Source organism: Polynucleobacter sp. HIN7 (genome assembly GCF_030297595.1).
Lineage (GTDB): Bacteria > Pseudomonadota > Gammaproteobacteria > Burkholderiales > Burkholderiaceae > Polynucleobacter.
Genome location: NZ_AP028138.1, coordinates 1,224,562 through 1,245,630 on the forward strand (window position 1 = coordinate 1,224,562; position 21,069 = coordinate 1,245,630).

At 49.8% G+C, this 21,069-nt stretch carries 19 protein-coding genes and 1 tRNA gene; 4 read left to right on the top strand and 16 right to left on the bottom strand.

The features are described from left to right. The first annotated feature begins 19 nt into the window (after positions 1-19). Genes QUE64_RS06420 through QUE64_RS06430 form a run of 3 tightly spaced genes read left to right on the top strand, consistent with a single transcriptional unit; the run spans position 20 to position 3,317 of the window. The gene (locus QUE64_RS06420; protein ID WP_286225022.1) at positions 20-2,476 is read left to right on the top strand and encodes a penicillin acylase family protein; all 2,457 of its coding nucleotides are present in this window, start codon (positions 20-22) and stop codon (positions 2,474-2,476) included. A gap of 48 nt (positions 2,477-2,524) precedes the next feature. Next, positions 2,525-2,929 carry a surface-adhesin E family protein gene (locus tag QUE64_RS06425; RefSeq protein ID WP_286223253.1) on the top strand — a complete coding sequence of 135 codons (405 nt, stop codon included), beginning with the start codon at positions 2,525-2,527 and terminating at the stop codon, positions 2,927-2,929. After that, entirely contained in the window at positions 2,910-3,317 is a 408-nt protein-coding gene (locus QUE64_RS06430; protein ID WP_286225023.1) for a hypothetical protein, read from the top strand. The genes QUE64_RS06425 and QUE64_RS06430 overlap by 20 nt, the downstream gene beginning before the upstream one ends. 4 nt (positions 3,318-3,321) lie before the next feature. On the opposite strand, the gene QUE64_RS06435 is transcribed toward QUE64_RS06430, so the two are convergent. The 12 genes from QUE64_RS06435 to scpB form a co-directional block, all read right to left on the bottom strand. Then, a tRNA-His gene (locus tag QUE64_RS06435) sits at positions 3,322-3,397 on the bottom strand. Positions 3,398-3,422: 25 nt separating this feature from the next. Beyond that, a complete protein-coding gene (gene dusA / locus QUE64_RS06440; RefSeq protein ID WP_286225024.1) occupies positions 3,423-4,508 on the bottom strand; it encodes a tRNA dihydrouridine(20/20a) synthase DusA in 1,086 nt (361 codons plus the stop codon). A gap of 4 nt (positions 4,509-4,512) precedes the next feature. Further along, complete coding sequence (locus tag QUE64_RS06445) at positions 4,513-4,929, bottom strand: type II toxin-antitoxin system VapC family toxin (RefSeq protein ID WP_286223256.1); 417 nt, start codon at positions 4,927-4,929, stop codon at positions 4,513-4,515. Then, entirely contained in the window at positions 4,929-5,180 is a 252-nt protein-coding gene (locus tag QUE64_RS06450) for a type II toxin-antitoxin system Phd/YefM family antitoxin (protein WP_286223257.1), read from the bottom strand. Before QUE64_RS06450 ends, QUE64_RS06445 begins: the two co-directional genes overlap by 1 nt. Positions 5,181-5,242: 62 nt before the next feature. Further along, positions 5,243-7,066, bottom strand: a complete 1,824-nt coding sequence (gene typA / locus QUE64_RS06455; protein ID WP_286225025.1) for a translational GTPase TypA — start codon at positions 7,064-7,066, stop codon at positions 5,243-5,245. A 23-nt stretch (positions 7,067-7,089) separates the two neighbouring features. Beyond that, complete coding sequence (gene truB, locus QUE64_RS06460; RefSeq protein WP_286225026.1) at positions 7,090-8,013, bottom strand: tRNA pseudouridine(55) synthase TruB; 924 nt, start codon at positions 8,011-8,013, stop codon at positions 7,090-7,092. A 5-nt stretch (positions 8,014-8,018) separates the two neighbouring features. Next, positions 8,019-8,375: a 30S ribosome-binding factor RbfA gene (rbfA, locus tag QUE64_RS06465; protein ID WP_108508795.1), complete on the bottom strand. Its 357-nt coding sequence runs from the start codon at positions 8,373-8,375 to the stop codon at positions 8,019-8,021. A gap of 5 nt (positions 8,376-8,380) precedes the next feature. Then, positions 8,381-11,077, bottom strand: coding sequence for a translation initiation factor IF-2 (gene infB / locus QUE64_RS06470; RefSeq protein WP_286223260.1), 2,697 nt, complete (start codon positions 11,075-11,077; stop codon positions 8,381-8,383). Positions 11,078-11,087: 10 nt separating this feature from the next. After that, on the bottom strand, positions 11,088-12,566 hold the full coding sequence (gene nusA / locus QUE64_RS06475) for a transcription termination factor NusA (RefSeq protein WP_108508796.1): 1,479 nt from the start codon (positions 12,564-12,566) through the stop codon (positions 11,088-11,090). Beyond that, positions 12,563-13,054: a ribosome maturation factor RimP gene (gene rimP, locus QUE64_RS06480; RefSeq protein WP_286223261.1), complete on the bottom strand. Its 492-nt coding sequence runs from the start codon at positions 13,052-13,054 to the stop codon at positions 12,563-12,565. The genes nusA and rimP overlap by 4 nt, the downstream gene beginning before the upstream one ends. A gap of 174 nt (positions 13,055-13,228) precedes the next feature. Continuing rightward, positions 13,229-14,884, bottom strand: a complete 1,656-nt coding sequence (locus tag QUE64_RS06485; protein ID WP_286225027.1) for a pseudouridine synthase — start codon at positions 14,882-14,884, stop codon at positions 13,229-13,231. Then, the gene (gene scpB / locus QUE64_RS06490) at positions 14,871-15,500 is read right to left on the bottom strand and encodes an SMC-Scp complex subunit ScpB (RefSeq protein WP_286225028.1); all 630 of its coding nucleotides are present in this window, start codon (positions 15,498-15,500) and stop codon (positions 14,871-14,873) included. Before scpB ends, QUE64_RS06485 begins: the two co-directional genes overlap by 14 nt. 199 nt (positions 15,501-15,699) lie before the next feature. Between scpB and QUE64_RS06495 the strand changes: the two genes are divergently transcribed. After that, complete coding sequence (locus tag QUE64_RS06495; protein ID WP_286225029.1) at positions 15,700-16,584, top strand: patatin-like phospholipase family protein; 885 nt, start codon at positions 15,700-15,702, stop codon at positions 16,582-16,584. Between the two features lie 2 nt (positions 16,585-16,586). Here QUE64_RS06495 and QUE64_RS06500 read toward each other — a convergent pair whose 3' ends face one another. The 4 genes from QUE64_RS06500 to QUE64_RS06515 form a co-directional block, all read right to left on the bottom strand. Further along, positions 16,587-17,240 (bottom strand): C40 family peptidase, encoded by a 654-nt coding sequence (locus QUE64_RS06500; protein ID WP_286223265.1) that lies wholly within the window; start codon positions 17,238-17,240, stop codon positions 16,587-16,589. Between the two features lie 91 nt (positions 17,241-17,331). Further along, positions 17,332-18,987 carry an ABC transporter ATP-binding protein gene (locus tag QUE64_RS06505; protein ID WP_286225030.1) on the bottom strand — a complete coding sequence of 552 codons (1,656 nt, stop codon included), beginning with the start codon at positions 18,985-18,987 and terminating at the stop codon, positions 17,332-17,334. After that, on the bottom strand, positions 18,984-20,009 hold the full coding sequence (locus tag QUE64_RS06510; RefSeq protein WP_286225031.1) for an ABC transporter permease: 1,026 nt from the start codon (positions 20,007-20,009) through the stop codon (positions 18,984-18,986). Before QUE64_RS06510 ends, QUE64_RS06505 begins: the two co-directional genes overlap by 4 nt. Then, positions 20,006-21,067, bottom strand: a complete 1,062-nt coding sequence (locus tag QUE64_RS06515) for a microcin C ABC transporter permease YejB (RefSeq protein ID WP_286224750.1) — start codon at positions 21,065-21,067, stop codon at positions 20,006-20,008. The genes QUE64_RS06510 and QUE64_RS06515 overlap by 4 nt, the downstream gene beginning before the upstream one ends. Positions 21,068-21,069: the final 2 nt, after the last annotated feature.

Consider the following 21,069-nt stretch of genomic DNA (forward strand, 5'->3'; position numbering starts at 1 on the left):
GATGAAATCCTCTAGATCGATGATGCAACTATCGCACTTCTTGCGTTACTTTGTAATTGCGTTTGTAGTCTTACTCGCATTCATTGCTTTAGTGATAGTCGGCTACTGGATAAGCGCCAAATCCAATTATTCTGGAACCGTTATTAGCACCGGTCTAGCTCAAGCGGTAAACATTCAGTTTGATGAGAACGACGTCCCGCACATTAAAGCAAAAACGCAACGCGATGTGTATTACGCCCTGGGATTTGTGCATGCTACCGAACGCTCTTGGCAACTTGAGATTAGTCGGCGCTTGGCTTCAGGGCGTCTCTCTGAAATTTTGGGTGAACGCACGGTCTCGCTTGATCGCTTTATCCGCACCTTAGGCATTAAACAAGCAGCCGAGAAACAGTTCGAACGCTACCCTGCTGAATTTAAGCAATTGTTGCAAGCCTATGCGGATGGCATCAATGCTGGCAATCAGTCACTTGGCTGGGCTTTACCAATCGAGTATTTTTTGACTGGATCGAAACCTGGTTATTGGTCTGCTGCGGATAGCGTTGCTTGGTCTCTGATGATGGCATTGGATCTGGGTGACAATTGGCAAAAAGAATTATTTCGCTTAGAGCTCTCGCAATATCTCAACACGGCTGAGATTTGGCAAGTCATGCCACCCTACCCTGGCAGCAATCCAGTTACTTCGATGGATTTTGCCAAGCTGTATCGCGAACATCAAATTTTTAGACCCGCTCAATCTAAAGCTCAAGCATCTCGAGAGGGTGAGCCTTACTTACTAAAACAGGCTGATACTGTTGGGTGGCTAAGCGATCAGCAAGAGGGCTTGGGCTCCAACAACTGGGTACTCACAGGCAAAAAAACGGTCTCTGGTAAACCTCTGCTGGCGAATGATCCGCATTTGGGCCTAAGTGCACCGTCAACTTGGTACTTTGCGCACCTAGAGGCTCCGGGTTTAAATGTAATCGGCGCTACCTTGCCAGGTATCCCGGCGATTGTTCTGGGAAGGACCGACAAAATTGCCTGGGGATTTACCAATACTGGCCCCGACGTGCAAGATCTTTATTTGGAAAAGATTGATCCGAGCAATCCCAATCAATATATTGGCCCAGACGGTGCGATCTCTTTTTTGGCGCGCGAGGAGATTATTCAGATTAAAGATAAGCCACCGCTACGATTTGTGGTTAGGCAAAGTCGCCATGGTCCTATCATTTCGGACAGTCATGCCCGCGCTAAGAAAGTGATTGATACGCAGCGTTATGCACTAGCCCTACGCTGGACGGCCTTGGATATCGAGAATCAAACCTTGATGGGCGGTATTCTCATGAATCGAGCCGATTCGGTTGACTCATTGAAGGCTGCCTTGCGTTACCACTATGCCCCAATGCAAACCGTAGCGATAGCAGATACTCAAGGTAATATTGCATTACAAGTTGCTGGGATTGCGCCACGCAGGCAATTGCACCAGGGTCTATATGGAGTTGCACCGGCTCTGGGGTGGGAGCGCCAATATGATTGGGCGGCATATGTACCGTTTGAGCAATTGCCCAGTTTTTCGAATCCAGGCTCAGAGTGGCTAGCAAGTGCCAATCAAGAAATTGTTTCTGCAACGAATCCAAACCCACTAACTGGAGATTGGGATCTCCCCTTTCGATACGACCGCATCGAAGCGATGATTGGGGCAAAAGACCAGCATGATCGTACTTCCATGCAAGCGATGCAAGGCGATGTGCTTTCCTTGGGGGCGCAGCCCCTCTTGGCCTTATTCAAGAGTGCTCGCTCGGGTCATGCCCTGCAGCCTAGCATCCAGTCAGCGATCGATGGTTTTAATGGAAGTATGAGTGCGGATTCGGTAGCCGCTTTGGTCTTCAATGCCTGGGTTGATCAATTAACACGAATCTTATTCTCTCGTTTAGGGGATTCATTTACCGAGGAATATGGCAGGCGCCATTTTCGGGGAGCGCTCCTCAATCAAATCAGCAATCCCAATAGTCCGTGGTGTGATGTGCACACCACAACTGAGATAGAAAATTGCCAAGGTGCCGCCAATCTTGCATTGCAGCGTGCCTTAAATGATTTGAGTCAACGTTATGGAAAATCCGCGAATGATTGGCGCTGGGGTAAAGCGCATCACGCCGTTTCCGAGCATCGTCCTTTCAAAAACATTCCCTTCCTGTCGGGACTATTTAATGTTAGCGTCCCATTTCCAGGAGATGCCTTTACGGTCAATGTTGGACGTCCTGTGCTGAACAATCCCAAAGCGCCTTTTGCGGCCAATCATGCGCCCAGTCTGCGAGCAATCTATGACCTAAATGATCCAGAACAATCGGTCTTCATGTTTCCGACGGGTCAGTCCGGTTGGGTTCAAAGTCAACGCTATCGCAATCTAAGCGATGCATGGGCAAACAATCAAGTCATCCCATTGGCAATGAAGCCCAAACAGGTCCAACGTGAATTGGTCCTCAAGACTAAGTCGTTTTGAGTTATGGCATCGACCCATTACAATCCCTATTAATTACAGAGGATTATCATGAAAATTATTCTTCAACTTCTCAGTGTTTCGATCTTTGCTCTTTCCTCTAATGTTGCTTTAGCTGCCTGGGATGAACTGGGAAGCAATGAGTTCATCACGATTTTGATTGATAAATCTAGTATCAAGAAATCTGGGGATAAGGTACAAGTTCTATCGATGCTCGATCTGAAGAAGCCTGGGGTTGAACCTAAAACCAAGCTACCCGTGAACTCCATCATTGGCCTGAATGAATACCATTGCGGACAAGTTCAATATCGCCCCTTAGAGGTCAAATTTATGTCGGGTAAGCGTGGTGAAGGCAAGGTGGTTGATGAAATCAAGACCCCAAATAGCAGTTTTGAGGCAATCGTGAGCGGCGATTGGCCGGCAGGAGTTTATAACCTTGCGTGTCGCGCAAACTAATCCAATTAAGCAATTAATCAGCAACCAAGGGGCGCTCACCCTACTCTGTTTTTTTATCTTAATCAGCCTTGTCGCGTTACAGGGCTGTGCGGCCCCTCTCATGGCAGCCGCCAGTAGTGTCGGTACCGCTGCAGGATCTGCGGCGGCAGCGAGCCCAATGACCGCAGTTAGCGTTACCTCAACGGTAACTACAGGGCGCTCCCCGCTCGAACATGCCACATCCGCAGCGACCAAAAAGGATTGCAGTTTCTTCAACGTGTTTAGTTCTAAACCAATTTGTGAAGAAATTGTGATCCCTACTGTTCAGGACCGCAGTGAACTCATCATCGGGGAGGCGGATCGCAATACGGCGATTATTGAAGTAATTGACGTGAGACCGAGTCAGTAGCGAATGGGGTGAACGACGGGACTCGAACCCGCGACAACCAGAATCACAATCTGGGACTCTACCAACTGAGCTACGTCCACCATTGCTATAAACGCATTATAACGACTATGCTCCCGAACCGATTGACGGGGGCTCAAATAGCGCCCAATCTCCCAGCTCCATACTGGCCTCCAAAAAGAAGGTTTCAATAGCATCGGCTGTCTTCACTTTTGCCAAAGCATGATGATCGGATAAGCGTTGACGCCACCGGCGCGATCCAGCGCGCCCGTGCGCTAAGCCCATGATGTGACGGGTGATGGCTCCAAGATAAAACAGTTTGTGGTTGGCTTGGCAATCGGCCAACCATGCTTGACTGTATTGAATCAAGCCAATTTGCACTCGATGCCAATCTGCCTCACTAAAGAGGTAACCCACTGCATTGCCATTACTTTCAATGAGATCATCCCAACCCAAGAGCATGGCCGGAAAATGGTAGGCAGCGCGACCAATCATAAAACCATCAAAATCAGACCAATGCTGCGCCATATCGTGATTGGACTCTAAGCCACCATTGAGTAATACGTTTAGATTTGGATAGCGCTTTTGTGCGTCGCGACGTAATTGCTTGGCGACCTCATAGTGCAATGGGGGCTTAGTGCGATTTTCTTTAGGTGATAGGCCTTTCAAGACCGCATTGCGAGCATGAATCGTAACCTGAGAAGCCCCCGCAGCAGCGACTCCCAGTACAAAATCCAATACAAATTGGTAGTCACGCGACGATTGGGCCGCATCCATTTGATCAAGCCCCAAACGATGCTTAACCGAAATCGGCAGATCGCAGGCAGCACGCATCGCACTCACGCACTGGGCTACGAGTTCGGGTTCAGCCATTAGGCATGCCCCAAACGCCCCTTTTTGGACCCGCTCGGAGGGGCAACCACAATTGAGATCAATTTCGTCATAGCCCCATTGTTGGGCAAGTGCTGCACATTGGGCGAGCTCAGCAGGATCACTCCCACCGAGTTGCAAAACCACTGGGTGCTCTTCATGACTGAAATCCAAATGCCGTGCCTGGTCCCCGTGTAAAAGCGCCCCTGTGGTTACCATCTCGGTATACAGTACGGCGCGCTTAGTCAGCATTCGATGAAATGCCCGGCAATGGCGATCGGTCCACTCCATCATGGGAGCAACGGCTAAGCGCTTGGTACTCATGCAATTAGTCCCAAGGATTGATTAACTTCAATTTCGTTGGATCAAAGTCGCTGGTATTGCGCGTAACCAATGTCAGGCGGTGCTCAATCGCAGTCGCTGCAATCATGGCGTCTCGCTCAGAAGATGGATTGGGAACATGGAGATCAGCGCAGCGAAGTGCAATTGGAACATCAATTGGAATAATTCGATCAGCAAATACCGGGAGAATCATTTGCATCAGCCATTTTTTTAATAACTGGCCCTGCTTTTTATCTCGGCGCGCAACCGACAGAATGCCTTGTTCAATTTCTAGAATACTAATCACCGAGAGAAACATCCGAGATGGGGCAATCGATTGTGCCCAATCATGAACTTGTGGATGAATCTTGGACGTGCCCGCTTTTCTGAGCTCAGAGATGACATTGGTGTCGAGAAGGTACATTAGGAAAGATTGCTTGGCTTCGTTAAGCGCTTTATTTTCTCAGGCTCGAACTCGATCTCGGCTAATCCAGGCATACCCACAAGATCAAGGATGGTTTTTTGCTGACCGATCACGCGTTGGTAATCCTCATAACGCATCAATACATGCGAGGGCTTGCCGCGATCCGTAATAAATACCGGGCCTGATTGACAGGCTTTTTTAGCACCGCTGGTGTCTTGGTTAAATTCTCGGCTTGATAAGGTCTTTGGCACTTTATTCCCCATAACCTATTAAATGTAGCAATGTTACTACATTTTTCTGATGGGGATCCGACTTACACTTCCTCGCGCGAGGCCTTCTTACGCTCATGCTCTTTCAGGAAGCGCTTGCGTAGGCGGATGCTCTTGGGGGTCACCTCAACCAACTCATCATCGGCAATAAATTCCACAGCGTATTCCAAGGTGAGTTGCACGGGCGGTACAAGGCGCACTGCCTCATCGGTTCCAGAGGCGCGCACGTTAGTGAGCTGCTTCCCTTTAATGGGATTCACCACTAGATCATTATCACGACTATGAATCCCAATAATCATGCCCTCATAGAGAGGGTCGCCGGGCGATACAAACATACGGCCACGGTCTTGTAGCTTCCACAATGCATAGGCAACCGCATCGCCATCATCTTGGCTAATTAATACGCCATTGTGGCGCTCACCCAAAATGCCATCTTTGACGGGGCCATACGAGTCAAAGTTATGGCTCATGAGTCCGTTACCACGGGTGAGGGTCATAAATTCCCCCTGAAATCCAATCAAGCCTCGCGCTGGAACCCGATACTCAAGACGCGTACGCCCTTTACCATCACTCACCATGTCCAGGAGCTCGGCTTTGCGCTTACCCAACTCTTCCATCACCCCACCTTGTGTGGAATCTTCCACATCCACCGTGAGGTTCTCGTAGGGCTCTAACTTCACGCCATTTTCTTCATGAAACACTACACGGGGTCGTGACACCGCTAACTCATAACCCTCGCGTCGCATGTTCTCAACCAAAATAGTGAGATGGAGTTCGCCCCGACCCGATACTTCAAATACGGTATCGTCATCCGTATCACGTACCCGCAACGCCATATTGGATTTGAGCTCGCGATCCAAGCGCTCCCGAATTTGCCGACTGGTCACAAACTTTCCCTCACGACCAGCCAGAGGGCTGGTGTTCACCATGAAGTTCATGGTGAGGGTTGGCTCATCGATCTTGAGCATCGGCAAGGCATCGACCTGCTCAGGTGCGCAGATCGTGGTACCAATTGCTAAGCCTTCAATACCATTCACCAAAACAATGTCACCCGCAATGGCTTCATCAACCACTTCGCGCTCAAGACCCTTGAACTTCAGCACTTGATTGATGCGACCCTTAAAGGGTGTGCCATCGGGACCATTGATGCAGACCACATCGGTACCGGGTTTAATTTTGCCGCGCCGAATGCGGCCTACACCAATTTTGCCCACATAGTTGCTGTAATCAATCGATGAGATCTGCAACTGCAATGGGGCATCGATTTCATCATCGCGCACTGGCACATGCGTTAGTACTGCATTAAAGAGTGGACGCATATCGCCAGAACGCACATTCTCATCGGTGCCGGCATAGCCATTTAAGCCAGAGGCATAAATGACCGGGAAGTCTAACTGCTCTTCGGTTGCGCCCAATTTATCAAAGAGCTCAAAGGTTGCGTTAATCACATAATCACAACGGGCACCAGGACGATCCACCTTATTGATGACAACGATGGGCTTTAAACCCAAGGCAAGGGCTTTCTTTGTCACAAATCTGGTTTGGGGCATCGGGCCTTCAACCGCATCGACCAGCAGTAATACACCATCGACCATCGAGAGAACGCGTTCAACCTCGCCGCCGAAGTCCGCATGCCCTGGGGTATCGACAATGTTGATGTGTGTACCCTCATACTCCACAGCGCAGTTTTTAGCCAAGATGGTGATACCACGCTCTTTCTCGAGATCATTGGAATCCATGATTCGTTCGGAGATCTTTTCATTAGAGCGAAAGGTTCCAGATTGCCGTAAGAGCTGATCAACCAGAGTGGTTTTGCCGTGGTCAACGTGGGCGATGATGGCGATATTACGAAGTGCGCGTTTGGTCATGAGTTGCTTTACAAAAAGATCAATTAGTTTTGGTTCAAAAGTCGTTGAGCGATAAATCGCCTTGGGTGCAACACCCCGCTACGCCAATCCGCTGTTCCAATAAAGTTTTGCGGCAAGGCTTGGCTGCGATAAATCCGAAATAAAGAATTAGCCCACTGGCTGGCGCGATTGAGGGCACATGGTACGCGCTGACCCATTTCTAGGCGTTTGGCCTGTTGGTCATCTACCGTCAACTCAGGCAGAGTTTGCAATAAGGCATCGACTGGGAGCAATACCGTGGAGGTATTTTCAAGAGACTCTAGGGTGCAACTCTGCTCCAAACTCAGATGGCCAACCTTGGTGCGTCGCAAGGCGCTCAAATGTGCACCACAACCCAATGCGTTACCAATATCTTGAGCCAAGACCCGGATATAGGTTCCCTTGCTGCAGTGGACTTCGATCTCTACATGGGGCCAATGAATAGCGACAAGACGAATCGAGTAAATAGTAATTTTTCGGGGCTCACGCTCAATCTCCACACCCGAACGAGCGTATTCGTAAAGGGGTTTGCCATCGCGTTTTAATGCCGAGTACATTGGTGGAATCTGCTCAATATCACCCATGAATTTAGGTAGGATTGCCTCCAAGAGTGTTTTGGCCATCAAATCATCCGCGACTTCGGCAGTCGATCGCTCGGCTAATACCTGCCCCTCAGCATCACCCGTATCAGTTTCGATCCCAAAACGTAGAGTTGCGATATAGGTCTTATCGGCATCCAAAAGATCTTGAGAGTACTTGGTGGCCTCACCCAAACAAATAGGTAACAGACCCGTTGCCATTGGGTCTAAGGTACCGGTATGACCAGCCTTTTCTGCCTGAAAATAGCGCTTAACCGCAGTGACCGCACCTTGGGAACTCATACCATTGGGTTTGTCTAGTAAGACCACCCCATCAATTCGTTGCGCCATCGCTATTAATTAGGCTTTGAGCCCAAGGCCTGATCAATTAATCGTGACATCTCTGCGCCCCGCTCTATCGAGGTATCAAACACAAAATGCAAAGTAGGTACGGTATGGGTATGCATCCGCTTAAAGAGAAGAGAGTGTAAGTATCCGGCTTTCTCTTGTAGCGATCCCAGCGCATACTGTGGATCACCACCCAAAACCGTGAAATACACTTTCGCATGCGCGAGATCAGGCGATAGCTCCACCGCTTGAATGGTAATTAAACCATTCAAGGGGTCACGCAATTCCCGGGGGATCAACTCTGCAAGATCGCGCTGAATTTGATCTGCGAGACGCTGATGGCGATGAGGACTTGTTTTGTGCATGATGATTACAGGGTTCTTGCGACCTCGGTGACTTCAAAGATCTCGAGTTGATCACCCTCTTGGATGTCATTGTTGTTTTTCAAGGAAAGGCCGCATTCAAATCCACCTTTCACTTCTTTCACATCATCTTTGAAGCGCTTTAAGGAGTCGAGTTCACCGGTCCACACTACGACGTTGTCGCGTAATAAGCGCACTCGTGAGTTACGGCGTACGATCCCATCGAGCACCATACAGCCTGCAATGGCCCCAACCTTGGACACATGGAAGACCTGTCGGATCTCAACCAATCCAGTAATTTCTTCCTTCTTATCTGGTGTCAACATGCCGCTTAAGGCTGCTTTCACTTCATCGACCGCATCATAAATAATGTTGTGATAGCGAATATCCACGCCATTACTCTCAGCCAGCTTACGTGCTACCGCATCAGCCCTCGCGTTAAATCCAATAATCACCCCCTTCGAGGCAATCGCGAGATTGACGTCAGTCTCTGTAATACCACCAACGGCAGCGTGTACGATCTGCACCTTCACCTCATCGGTAGAAAGCTTTTGCAGAGATTGTGAGAGAGCCTCTTGCGAACCCTGCACATCGGCTTTAATAATGATCGGCAAAATCTTAGCTTCGACGGCGCCCTCGCCCATGGTCTCCATCATGTTCTCCAACTTGACCGCCTGTTGCTTGGCCAACTTGACGTCTCGGAACTTACCTTGACGGAACAGGGCAATCTCACGGGCTTTGCGCTCGTCAGCGACTACTTGGAAGGTCTCTCCAGCATCGGGCACTTCCGATAAACCCTGAATCTCAACCGGAATCGATGGTCCTGCTTCATTGGTTGATTTGCCGTTTTCATCCAACATCGCACGGATACGACCATAGGACTGACCAGCCAATAACATATCGCCACGCTTTAATGTGCCAGATTGAACCAGTACAGTAGCGACTGGACCACGCCCTTTATCTAGGCGCGCTTCAATCACAATCCCCTGGGCAGGCGCCTCTTTAGGAGCCTTAAGCTCCAACACCTCGGCTTGCAACAATACGTTTTCCAGCAAAGCATCGATACCTTCACCAGTTTTTGCAGACACTCCAATAAATGGTGAGTCACCACCGTACTCTTCAGGTACTACCTCTTCGCTCACCAGTTCGGTTTTCACGCGATCGGGGTTAGCTTCGGGTTTATCGATCTTATTGATCGCTACCACTAAGGGTACATTGGCAGCTTTCGCATGATGAATCGCTTCACGCGTTTGCGGCATCACGCCATCATCGGCAGCCACCACTAGGATGACGATATCGGTCGCCTTTGCACCACGTGCACGCATGGCTGTAAAGGCTTCATGACCTGGGGTATCCAAGAATGTGATGACACCACGTGGAGTCTCGACGTGATACGCACCGATATGCTGTGTAATACCACCTGCCTCACCAGCGGCCACTTTCGCAACTCGGATCTTATCCAAGAGCGATGTTTTGCCGTGATCGACGTGACCCATTACGGTTACAACAGGTGGTCTTGGCATCAATGGGGCATCTTCAGCCGCCGCACCAAGATCAATCTCTGGATCATCCAATTTAGCAGCATGGGCTTTATGGCCCATCTCTTCCACGATGATCATCGCAGTATCTTGGTCCAGCACTTGGTTAATCGTCACCATCTGACCCATGCCCATGAGTAACTTGATAACCTCAGCGCCCTTGACTGACATTTTGTGGGCTAGATCGGCTACGGTAATGGTCTCTGGAATATGCACATCACGCACAATCGGCTCAGTGGGTACCTGGAAATTGCTCGCTGGGTTATCGTCTTGATGCTGCTGCTTCTTACGACCCCCGCCCGTTCGCCAGCCGCCGCCTAAGCCGCCAGTAAGGTCACCGCGCGTTTTTAGGCCAACCTTGCGCTTTGCACCCTCTTCTTGCCAGGTGGAGGAAGTCTCAGAAGACTTAATCAGTTTGCCGCCAACCTTGGTGGGCTTTTTCTTATCATCGCCGCCATCTGCTTTAACTGGCTTATGCAAAGTGCCTTTTTTAGCCTCTTCACTGGCGATCTCACTTGGGGCTTTTAGTACGCGCGCCGGGGCACTCATCATGTCCCGAATTGCCGACACCTCAGCCTCTGCCGCCGCGCGGCGTGATTGCAGTTCAGCCAACTCCTTTTTGGCCTGCTCTTTGCTAGCAGCCTCTTGCTCGGCCTCTACTTTGCTTGGCTTTTGCTCAGCCTCTATCTTCTTTTGCTTGGCCTCACTCGCCGCTTTCATTTCGGCTTCTTGTCGCGCCAAGAGTTCCGCTTGACGAGCAGCCTCCGCGGCACGCTTTTCTAACTCCTCATCGGAAAGAATAGGCTTGGTCTCAACTGCTGCAGTTGGCTTTGCCTCAGTCGGCTCATCTGCCTTACCAGCATCATCACGCTTAACTAAAACACGCTTTTTGCGCACCTCAACTTGCACGGTGCGGGTTCGCCCCGCTGAATCTGCTTGACGGATTTCGCTGGTCTCGCGCTTGGTAAGAGTGATCTTTTTACGAACACCAGGCTCAGCACTGCCGTGTGCTTTTTGAAGGTAAGCCAGTAACGCGGTCTTATCTTTATCGGTGATCTTGTCAGCCTCGGATTCCTTATCGATTCCAGCGGCCTTGAGTTGTTCCAATAAATCAGCGGGGCTGCGTTTGAGCTCCTCGGCTAATGCTTTTACAGTTGTTGTCGCCATGCGCTTCCCCTCATGCATTAAACCAATGTTCGCGCGCCTTCATAATGAGCGTTTTGGCTGCTGTTTCATCCATACCCGTCATCTCAACGAGCTCATCTACAGCCAATCCAGCCAGATCATCGCGCGTATGCACTTGGTTCTCGGCTAAGGTTGCAATATATTCGGTGGAGAGACCTTCAAGCGATCGCAAATCTTGAGAGACCTCTTCGAGACGCTCTTCTTTTGCTAACTCCATGGTCAGCAAGGAATCGCGCGCGCGAGTCCGTAACTCATTGACGGTATCTTCGTCAAATGCGTCGATCTCAAGCATCTCAGAAAGCGGCACGTAGGCAACTTCCTCAAGAGAATTAAAGCCCTCTTCGATCAAAATATCAGCGACCTCTTGGTCCACATCGAGTTTGTCCATAAAGAGTTGGCGCACCGCCACGGATTCTTTTTCAGACTTCTCGGCAGACTCTTCTGGGGTCATGATGTTAATTTGCCAGCCGGTTAACTCACTAGCTAAACGAACATTCTGACCACTGCGACCAATCGCGATCGCCAAGTTTTCTTCATCAACCACCACATCCATCGCATGACGCTCTTCATCAACTACGATCGATGACACTTGTGCAGGCGCTAATGCACCAATCACAAATTGGGCTGGATCTTCAGACCATAGAACAATATCAACAGCCTCGCCCGCCACTTCATTACGCACTGCGGTTACACGAGTGCCACGTACACCAACGCAGGTTCCAATCGGATCAATGCGCTTGTCATGGGTCACTACAGCAATCTTGGCTCGGATGCCAGGATCGCGAGCAGCGCCCTTAATTTCTAGTAAACGCTGCTCAATCTCGGGCACTTCGTTCTCAAACAACTTAATCAAGAAGTCAGGGCATGTTCTCGAGAGCTCAATTTGAGGACCACGTGCCTCACGATCCACTTTCAGAATATAAGCACGCACACGATCGCCAGAGCGTAAATTCTCTTTGGGGATCATTTGATCGCGACGCAGTAATGCCTCGACACGACCCGATTCCACGATCAGGCCATTTTTATCCGCCCGCTTGACGGTGCCGGTCATAATTTTTTCACCGCGCTCCAGATAGTCATTCAAAATCTGCTCACGCTCGGCGTCGCGAATGCGTTGCAAGATCACCTGCTTAGCGGCTTGGGCACCAATCCGGCCAAAGGCTAAGGATTCGATTTGCTCTTCGATGTAATCGCCCGTCTCAATATCGGAGATTTGCTCTTTGGCCTCAAATTGCAAAATTTCTTTATCGGGCTCCTGAAGACCAGCTTCATCGGGAACCACCAACCAGCGGCGGAAGGTCTCATACTCACCGCTGTTGCGATCAATGGAAACTCGAATATCAACATCCTCGGTGTACCGTTTTTTGGTTGCCGAGGCAAGCGCCAACTCAAGAGCTTCAAATACGATCTCACGATCAACATTTTTTTCACGGGCCAGGGCTTCTGCCAACATGAGAACTTCACGACTCATGATTTTCTTCCTTTGAAATCAATAACAGGGACCAAACGAGCTTTTTCTACTTCAGACAAACTAAATTCCAGTTCGGCTGGAGAGCCATCGCTCGCCTCAAATAACAAACTAAACTTTGCATCCGGTGTGTTGACAACCCCAGATATCAGGCCTTGCAACACCCCTTTAAAATTCTTTCGATTACCTACTGCAATTCGTAACTTCAGTTCAATTTCCAAACCTGCGAACCGAACAAAATCATCACCAGACTTAATCGGTCTATCTAAGCCAGGTGACGAGACCTCGAGTCGCTCGTACGGCACGTTCTCAACCGCGAAGGTGTAGGTCAACTGATGACTCACCTTCTCGCAATCTTCAACGGTGATCATGCGCTCATAGTCGGGGTTCTCAATCGTGACCCGCAATAAACCACGGCCCTCACGCTCAATATCAACAAGCGAGTAGCCCAAATTGCGCACCTCGGCAGAAATAATCTGCTGTTCTTTCACATCTTCCCCACAAATCAACCGCTGTTAGAAAACTGCATTTACAACGCATTTGGCAAAAAAAAATGGGCTTACAAGCCCATATTCCTCATTACCAGAACAGGCCAGCCTACGTTGATGTCAACATCAGCCGGTGTATGTATGAATTATACCTGAATCAGAAAAATCACTGAGAAATCAGAAACTTTCACCTGAATTTCGGGGCTTGCGTGGGCCCTTGAACGGCTTACCCTTATTGGGTCGCCGCTGACCCCCAGTGCTATTGCCCGCTGGGGCACTAAAGCCACTGGCGTGATGAACTTTTTGACCCTTCGAACGGGGTGAGCCCGATTTGCCTCCTCTGGAGTGCGAGGGTTTTTGCCCAAAGCCGCCGCGCCCTCCACCACCATTTGCACCTCGACCTTGACCAGGTAAGTGCGATACCCCATGCCCATGGTGAGTGGCTAGCGTGAGCGCCTCCTTGGATCCCCAATACGATACGGAGGTTTGCATGGGATCAGGCTGAAAGTTGGGATCGCTCACTGGGTCCATTCGCGAGGATCGACCCTGAGACTGACCTTTATCTTTTGCCATATTCTGGGGCAGCTTCAGACCAGCCATCCGCATCAGTTGCGCCACGCTCTCCATCGGCACCTCTTCCCACTTCCCGCGACGCAAACGCGGTGGCAACATAAAAATACCGTAACGGGTTCGAATCAAACGTGACACCACATGACCAGTTGCCTCAAACATCCGACGCACTTCACGATTACGCCCTTCAGTCAATGCAACTGAATACCAACGATTCGCGCCATCACCACCGCCTTGACTCAAACGCAAGAAACGCGCCTGTCCATCATCAAGCGTGATACCTGTTTTTAATTGTTCGGCAGATTCCGCCGATAGCTCACCCAAAATACGCACCGCGTATTCACGCTCAACTCCATAACGTGGATGCATTAAGCGATTAGCGAGTTCTCCTGAGGTCGTGAAGAGTAACAATCCCTCGGTGTTGAAATCCAAACGGCCTACAGCAATCCAGCGGCCTTGGCGAGGTTTTGGTAAGCGATCAAACACGCTGGGGCGTCCTTCGGGGTCGGCCTGACTCACAATTTCTCCAGCGGGTTTGTGATACAGAATCACACGAGGGGGCTTCGTCGGGATCTTGCGATGCACGACCTTACCATTGATGCGAACAATATCGCTGGGGCCAACACGCTGCCCAATGTGGGCCGGCATGCTGTTCACTGAAACACGACCCTGAATAATCAGATCTTCCATCTCGCGTCGTGATCCCATGCCTGCATCTGCCAAGACTTTGTGAAGCTTAACCGTATCTTCATCATCCGCATCATCATCTAAACCATCGAGATCAGACCAGACCTCATCGCGCAAACTCAGGGGTAACTCATCAACGCTCGCAAATTGCAAACGCTCAAGATCACTTAAAGACTCAGGCTCCTCAGATTCCTCCTCGCCCGCCTTACCGGCACGCCGCTCAACACCAGCCTCATGCGATATCTCTGCAGGATCATCACGAACAGCCTCTACAGGCTCAGGGGCTTCAAGAGCAGCATCAAACTCCCCGGAGACCACAGCTGCAAATAAGGCCTCGGTCTCGGCAATTAACTCAGGAGAGGCTGATGCAGCTGCCTTCGGATTTTCATTTGCGGAACCTCCGGAGTGACGCTTATTTTTGTTGAACTTGCCTGGACGGGATTTGTTATTGAATTTATTAAACCGCCGCGGACCCCGATCTTTGCGTTGCTCACCACCCTCGTCTCGCGAAGTTGGGCCATCGGCTATATCTGGGATGGCACTTACTTGGGAAGAATCGTTTTCAGGACTTGTCATTCTCAGAACTCTCAGTGGACGACTCAAGCGGAATAACGGTCTCCACCGTGGCATCGGCATCAAACTCAATTACGGCTTGTCCTAATGCTTCTGCGGATATGGAGCCATCCTCGAGCATTGGTAAGCTTTGCAAATCTTTTAGACCCAAATCGTCTAAAAATTGTTTGGTGGTGGCATAAAGGCCTGGTCGACCAATCGTCTCTTTATGACCAACCACTTCCACCCAGCCACGATCTTCCAACTGACGCATCACATTACTACTCACAACCACGCCACGCACTTCCTCAATTTCTCCTCGAGTGACAGGCTGACGATAGGCAATGATCGCTAAGGTCTCAAGCACTGCCCTTGAATACTTTGGTGGCTTTTCTGGGGTGAGACGATCCAAATACTCGCGCATCTGAAGGCGGCTCTGGAAACGCCAGCCCGTTGCAATGCTAACCAGCTCCATCCCCTTGTCTTGCCACTCTTTCTGAATTTCCAACAAAATATTCTGCAGGTCTGCATTAGCCAAAGGCGGATCCACAAAGAGTCGACCCAGCTCATTTACCGTTAATGGTTCTTGGGCGCAAATTAAGGCGGTCTCGATGACCCGCTTGTAGTGATCGTTATCCATATGTTGTATCAAACAGCTAGGCTGTTTAGAGGCTTATTCACAATCGTCAAAAAAGGTTGGGGTGTTTATGGACTGCGCCGGCATCACTCACAGCAATTCTTATTATGGGAAAAGGCCAGCCATCCAAGGAGGTCAAGTCGCTTGCGAAGCAATTTACACCCGTCGCTCCATTATAGGGTAGGGTCAATACAATAGCCAAATGTTCTTATTTTCTCCAAATCGTCGCGTGTTTTTGCAAGGCTTAGGTCTTGCTGGAATAAGCACCCTCCCTGGGTGCAGCATGTTTCGTGACAGCCCCAAAACCCCAGTCATTGCACTGGTTCTTGGCTCTGGTGCTGCCCGGGGTTTTGCACATATTGGAGTAATTAAGGCCCTCGAGGCTCAAGGAATTCGTCCCAATCTCGTGGTAGGTTCAAGCGCAGGAAGCGTGATTGCCGCTCTATATGCCTCTGGTTATAGCGGACTGGAGCTCAATCGGATTGGGCTCAATTTAGATGAGGCAGCCCTTGCAGACTGGGCCTACCCCTTTGCCGGGCGCTTTGGTGGATTAATCAAAGGCGATGCATTGCAAAGCATGGTCAATCGCGAGGTCCAAAATAGAACCATCGAACAAATGACCCTGCCACTCGGAATTGTTGCCACGGAATTACAAACCGGTAAAGGTGTTCTCTTTCGTCGAGGCGATACCGGTCTAGCGGTGCGGGCATCCTGCGCTGTGCCCGGGGTCTTTCAGCCCGCACTGATTCAAGGACGTGAATATGTCGACGGCGGATTAGTCGCTCCCGTGCCCGTCCGTTATGCGCATGAGATGGGTGCCACTTTTGTGATTGCCGTCAATATTTCTTCCGATGCGAGCGCATTTAATGCCACGGGCACGCTTGGTTTATTGCAACAGACCATCAGCATCATGCAGCAGAGCATCAATCAATACGAGTTAGCAAAGGCAGATATTGTGATTACGCCTCAACTTAAGCAGATGGGAAGTGCTGACTTTAGAGCGCGTAACGCCGCTATTCTCGCTGGCGAGCTCGCCGCTCAAGAAAAAGCGGGTGAGATTAAAGAAAAGCTACGAGGATTGAAATAGGATTAAAGCTTACGTGGCTGAGCGCGTAACTTTTTTGCTTCCTGAATGAGGGCATTACGCTCAGCATTGCTTAACTCATCAGTTCCATCTAAGCGTCTCGCGCCATCAAAGCGCTTATCCCAATAGGCACTTGCTAAGTCATCAACTCGGACTGCTGAACCCTTTGATGGGGAGTGAATGAATTTGTTATCGCCCACATAAATACCAACGTGTGAAAAGGTGAGGCGCATCGTATTGAAGAACACCAAATCACCGGGCTCTAACTCCTCCCGAGAAATGGGTTTACCCACTTTACTCATTTGCGAGGACTTAGGTGGGAGCAAAAAACCCAATTTATCTTTAAACACAAAACGCACAAAGCCACTCGCGTCCAAACCGGATTGTGGCAAATCACCATTCCAGCGATATCGCACCCCAATTAATTGCATCGCCTCATTAATCAGGGCTTCGGTTTTGGTGGATACCGAATCCACCACCTGATGGGTAAAGCGTGCAAAGTAGGAAGAATTGCCCTCAATCCGAACTTCTGGTTTTGGGGCCTCTTTAGCTACTGTATCTGTAGCAGTGTTAGCACTGGCAATCGATACCAATCCACCCAAAACCATGGCGGTTAGGAATTGAAAAGGTAAACGGATCATGTGCTTACGAATAGGCATGAATGGATTCTAGCAAAACCGAACTAAAAGGGAAAGCAAGTTCATCCCGAATATTGATTCTTAAGTAATTGTTTTATATCGATTTTTATTTCTAGGTCAGCTCCGCCGCCTTAAATAATGCTTTGGTATAGGGCTCTTTGGGATCACGAACCATCGCCTCAGTCTCGCCATACTCCACCACTTCTCCAGAGCGCAACACCATGAGTTCATGTGACATTGCCCGGATCACCGCTAGATCATGACTAATGATGAGATAGGCAAGGTTGTACTTCTTTTGAAGTTCACTAAGCAACTTTAAGACCTGTTTTTGGATCGAAACATCCAAGGCCGAAGTGGGTTCGTCGAGTACCAGTATTTGTGGCTTCAGAATCAGCGCGCGCGCAATCGCAATTCGTTGGCGCTGCCCACCAGAAAACTCATGGGGATAGCGCTGGAGAGCGGAACGATCCAAACCAACTTCACGCAAGATCTCAACCACCCTGGTCTCCCGTTCGCCATAAGACAAATGCGGTTGATGAACACTCAAACCCTCGGACACAATCTCAAAAATAGTCATGCGTGGTGATAATGAACCAAAGGGGTCCTGAAAAATCACCTGCAAATGGGCGCGCATTGCACGACGCTCAATTGGAGTTAGCGTTGACCACGATTGATCCAAGACCGAGACATCACCTTCCACCTTGGCCCTTGTCTCTCCAAGCAATCCCAGAATGGCCATGGCCAAGGTTGTTTTCCCAGAACCAGATTCACCAATCACACCAATCGTTTGCCCTTGCTTGAGTTGCAGACTTAAGGGCTTGAGGACTTGATGGCGCTTCGCTTTACTAAACCAATCCCGCCAGCGCAAGCCACCATTAGCAAAATTGGATTGCGGGTAAGAGACACTTAATTGATGAGCGGTTAATAAAACGGGGGCCAATGGCACTACCGGTAGCAGTTCACGCTCAGGTTGACTGTTCACCAATTGCTCCGTGTAAGGATTCGTGGGGTGCGAGAAAACCTCATGCGTTGATCCAGCCTCCACCAGACACCCCTGATTTAAGACCCCTACCCGGTTTGCAAAATGCTTCACTAAATTGAGGTCATGCGTGATTAATAGAATCGCCATGCCACCCCGCTCTTTCGCTTCTTCTTGCAGATCGCACAGTAAATCCAAAATCTGAAGACGCAAACTCACATCCAAAGCAGTGGTTGGCTCATCGGCAATCAACAAACGTGGTTTGCATGCCAACGCCATCGCAATCATGGCGCGTTGACGCTGACCACCCGATAACTGATGGGGATAGGCATAAAAACGCTCTTCTGCTTGCAAAATCCCGGTTTTCTTCAGAAGCGTAATGGCAGTCTGGCGGCATTCCTCCAAAGGCATTAAGGGCTCATGCACCTGAACTGCTTCAACAATTTGATTGCCAATGGTAAACAAGGGATTGAGCGCGGTCATTGGCTCCTGAAAGATCATCGCAATCTCCCGCCCCCGAACCTCCCGAATACGCTCAATCGATAAATCTAATAGATTTTCTTCTGTGCCATCCTCGCGTTGCCAGAGAATCCGGCCCTGCAGACGAGCACCTTCTGGGGTGAGGCGCAGCGGCGCCAGTGCGGAGAGTGTTTTTCCGGAACCGGATTCACCAACCAAGGCAATGCGCTCACCTGGCGCAATGCTCAGATCGAGTTCACGAACTGCATACTTCTCTCGTCGCCCAGTACCAAATGAGATTGAGAGTTGCTCATAGCGCAATAAGCTCATGCGCGCGCCCCTGTTAACGGGTTGCTCTTGCGAGAATCAAAGGCATCTCGCAATGCCTCGCCCATAAATGTTAATAAGAGCAAGGTGCCCCCGAGCACTACGAAGGTCGACACCGAAATCCACCAGGCATCAAGGTTTGCCTTACCCTGCGATAGCAACTCCCCCAAGCTAGGAGTTCCAGGAGGCACTCCCAATCCCAAGAAATCCAAACTCGTGAGTGACAGAATCGCCGCACTCATCCGAAACGGTAAAAAAGTAATGACAGGGGTTAAGCTATTTGGCAAGATATGCCGCCGCATAATCTGGGCATTTGTCAGTCCCAAGGCTTTGGCCGCACGCACATACTCAAGAGCGCGATTACGAAAGAACTCGGCACGCACGTAGTCGGATAAACCCATCCATCCAAATGCCGCTAACAAAATAATCAGTAAGAGCACGCTAGGGTTAAAGATCGAAGCAAAAATAATCAGCAGATATAACTCGGGCATCGCTGACCAAATCTCAATGATGCGTTGGGTAATGAGATCAAAGCGTCCGCCAAAAAATCCCATCAGCGCACCAGTAATCACTCCAACCACCACACCCACTGCGGTCAACGCGATGCCAAACAGAATGGATAAACGAAATCCATAGATGAGGCGTGCCAATACATCGCGCCCCCGATCATCGGTACCTAACCAGTTCTCCGCCGAGGGTGCTGCTGGATTAGGCTCTTTGGCAAAGTAATTGAGGGTCTCAAAACTATAGGGAATGAGGGGGTAAATGGCCCAGTTCGATCCATCGGTAATATTCTTTTTAATATCCGGATCGAGATAATCGGTGCGCGTAGCAAAGTCGCCCCCAAAGACGGTCTCTGGATAATTTTTGACTAAGGGGAAATAGAACTTACCCTCGTAGCGCACCACTAAAGGTTTGTCATTCGCGATCAACTCTGCGCATAAACTCAAACCAAACAGGATCGAGAATATCCATAAGCTGACATAGCCCAAGCGATTCGCTTTAAAGCGCAGCCATTTGCTCACGATCCACCCCCAGAGCCAAATTGGATACGGGGATCTACCAGCACATAGCAAAGATCAGAAATTAACTTTGTAATTAGGCCTATTAAGGTAAACAGATAGAGCGTGCCAAACACTACAGGGTAGTCTCTGCGCATCACTGCTTCATAGGAAAGTAAACCTAAGCCATCAAGAGAGAACAGGGTTTCAATTAAGAGTGAGCCAGCAAAGAAGGCGCCAATAAATGCGGCAGGAAATCCAGTGATCAGCGGAATTAAGGCATTCCGAAAGACATGCTTCCACAGTACCTTGTTCTCACTCACCCCTTTTGCTCGGGCGGTTAAGACATACTGCTTACGAATCTCTTCTAAAAAAGAATTTTTCGTAAGCATCGTAATCACTGCAAAGCTACCTAGCACAGACGCGGTGATGGGCAAGACCAAATGCCACAGATAATCCAACACTTTGCCAATCAAACTCAGCTCACTCCAGTTATCGGAGGTCAGGCCGCGCAGAGGAAAGATTTGCAGAAAACTTCCTCCGCCAAAGAGTACCAATAGCAATACCCCCAGGACAAATCCCGGGATCGCATAGCCCACCAAAATCATCGTGCTGGTGACGCGATCAAAACGCGTGCCATCGCGGACCGCTTTAGCAATTCCCAAGGGAATCGACACTAAATAACTGATAAAGAAGGTCCAAAGGCCGATGCTGATCGAGACAGGTAACTTTGAGATCACCAAATCCCAAACGCTTTTGTGTTGGTAGTAGCTTTGTCCCAAATCAAATTGCGCAAAGCGTTTGAGCATCATGAAGTAGCGCTCAAGCGGAGGTTTATCAAACCCATATAAGGCTTTGACTTGCTCAAGCCGTTCGGCATCCACCCCTTGACGTCCACGATAGGTCACGCCACCTCCCGAGGACTCACCACCGACCGCTGCATCGCCCTTACCCTTAAGTTCGAGCATCAGCTGCTCGACAGGCCCACCAGGAACAAATTGCACCACTGCAAAAGTCAGAGTTAAAACCCCAAGCAAGGTGGGGATCATGAGCAAAACCCGCTTAATGATGTAGATCAGAATCT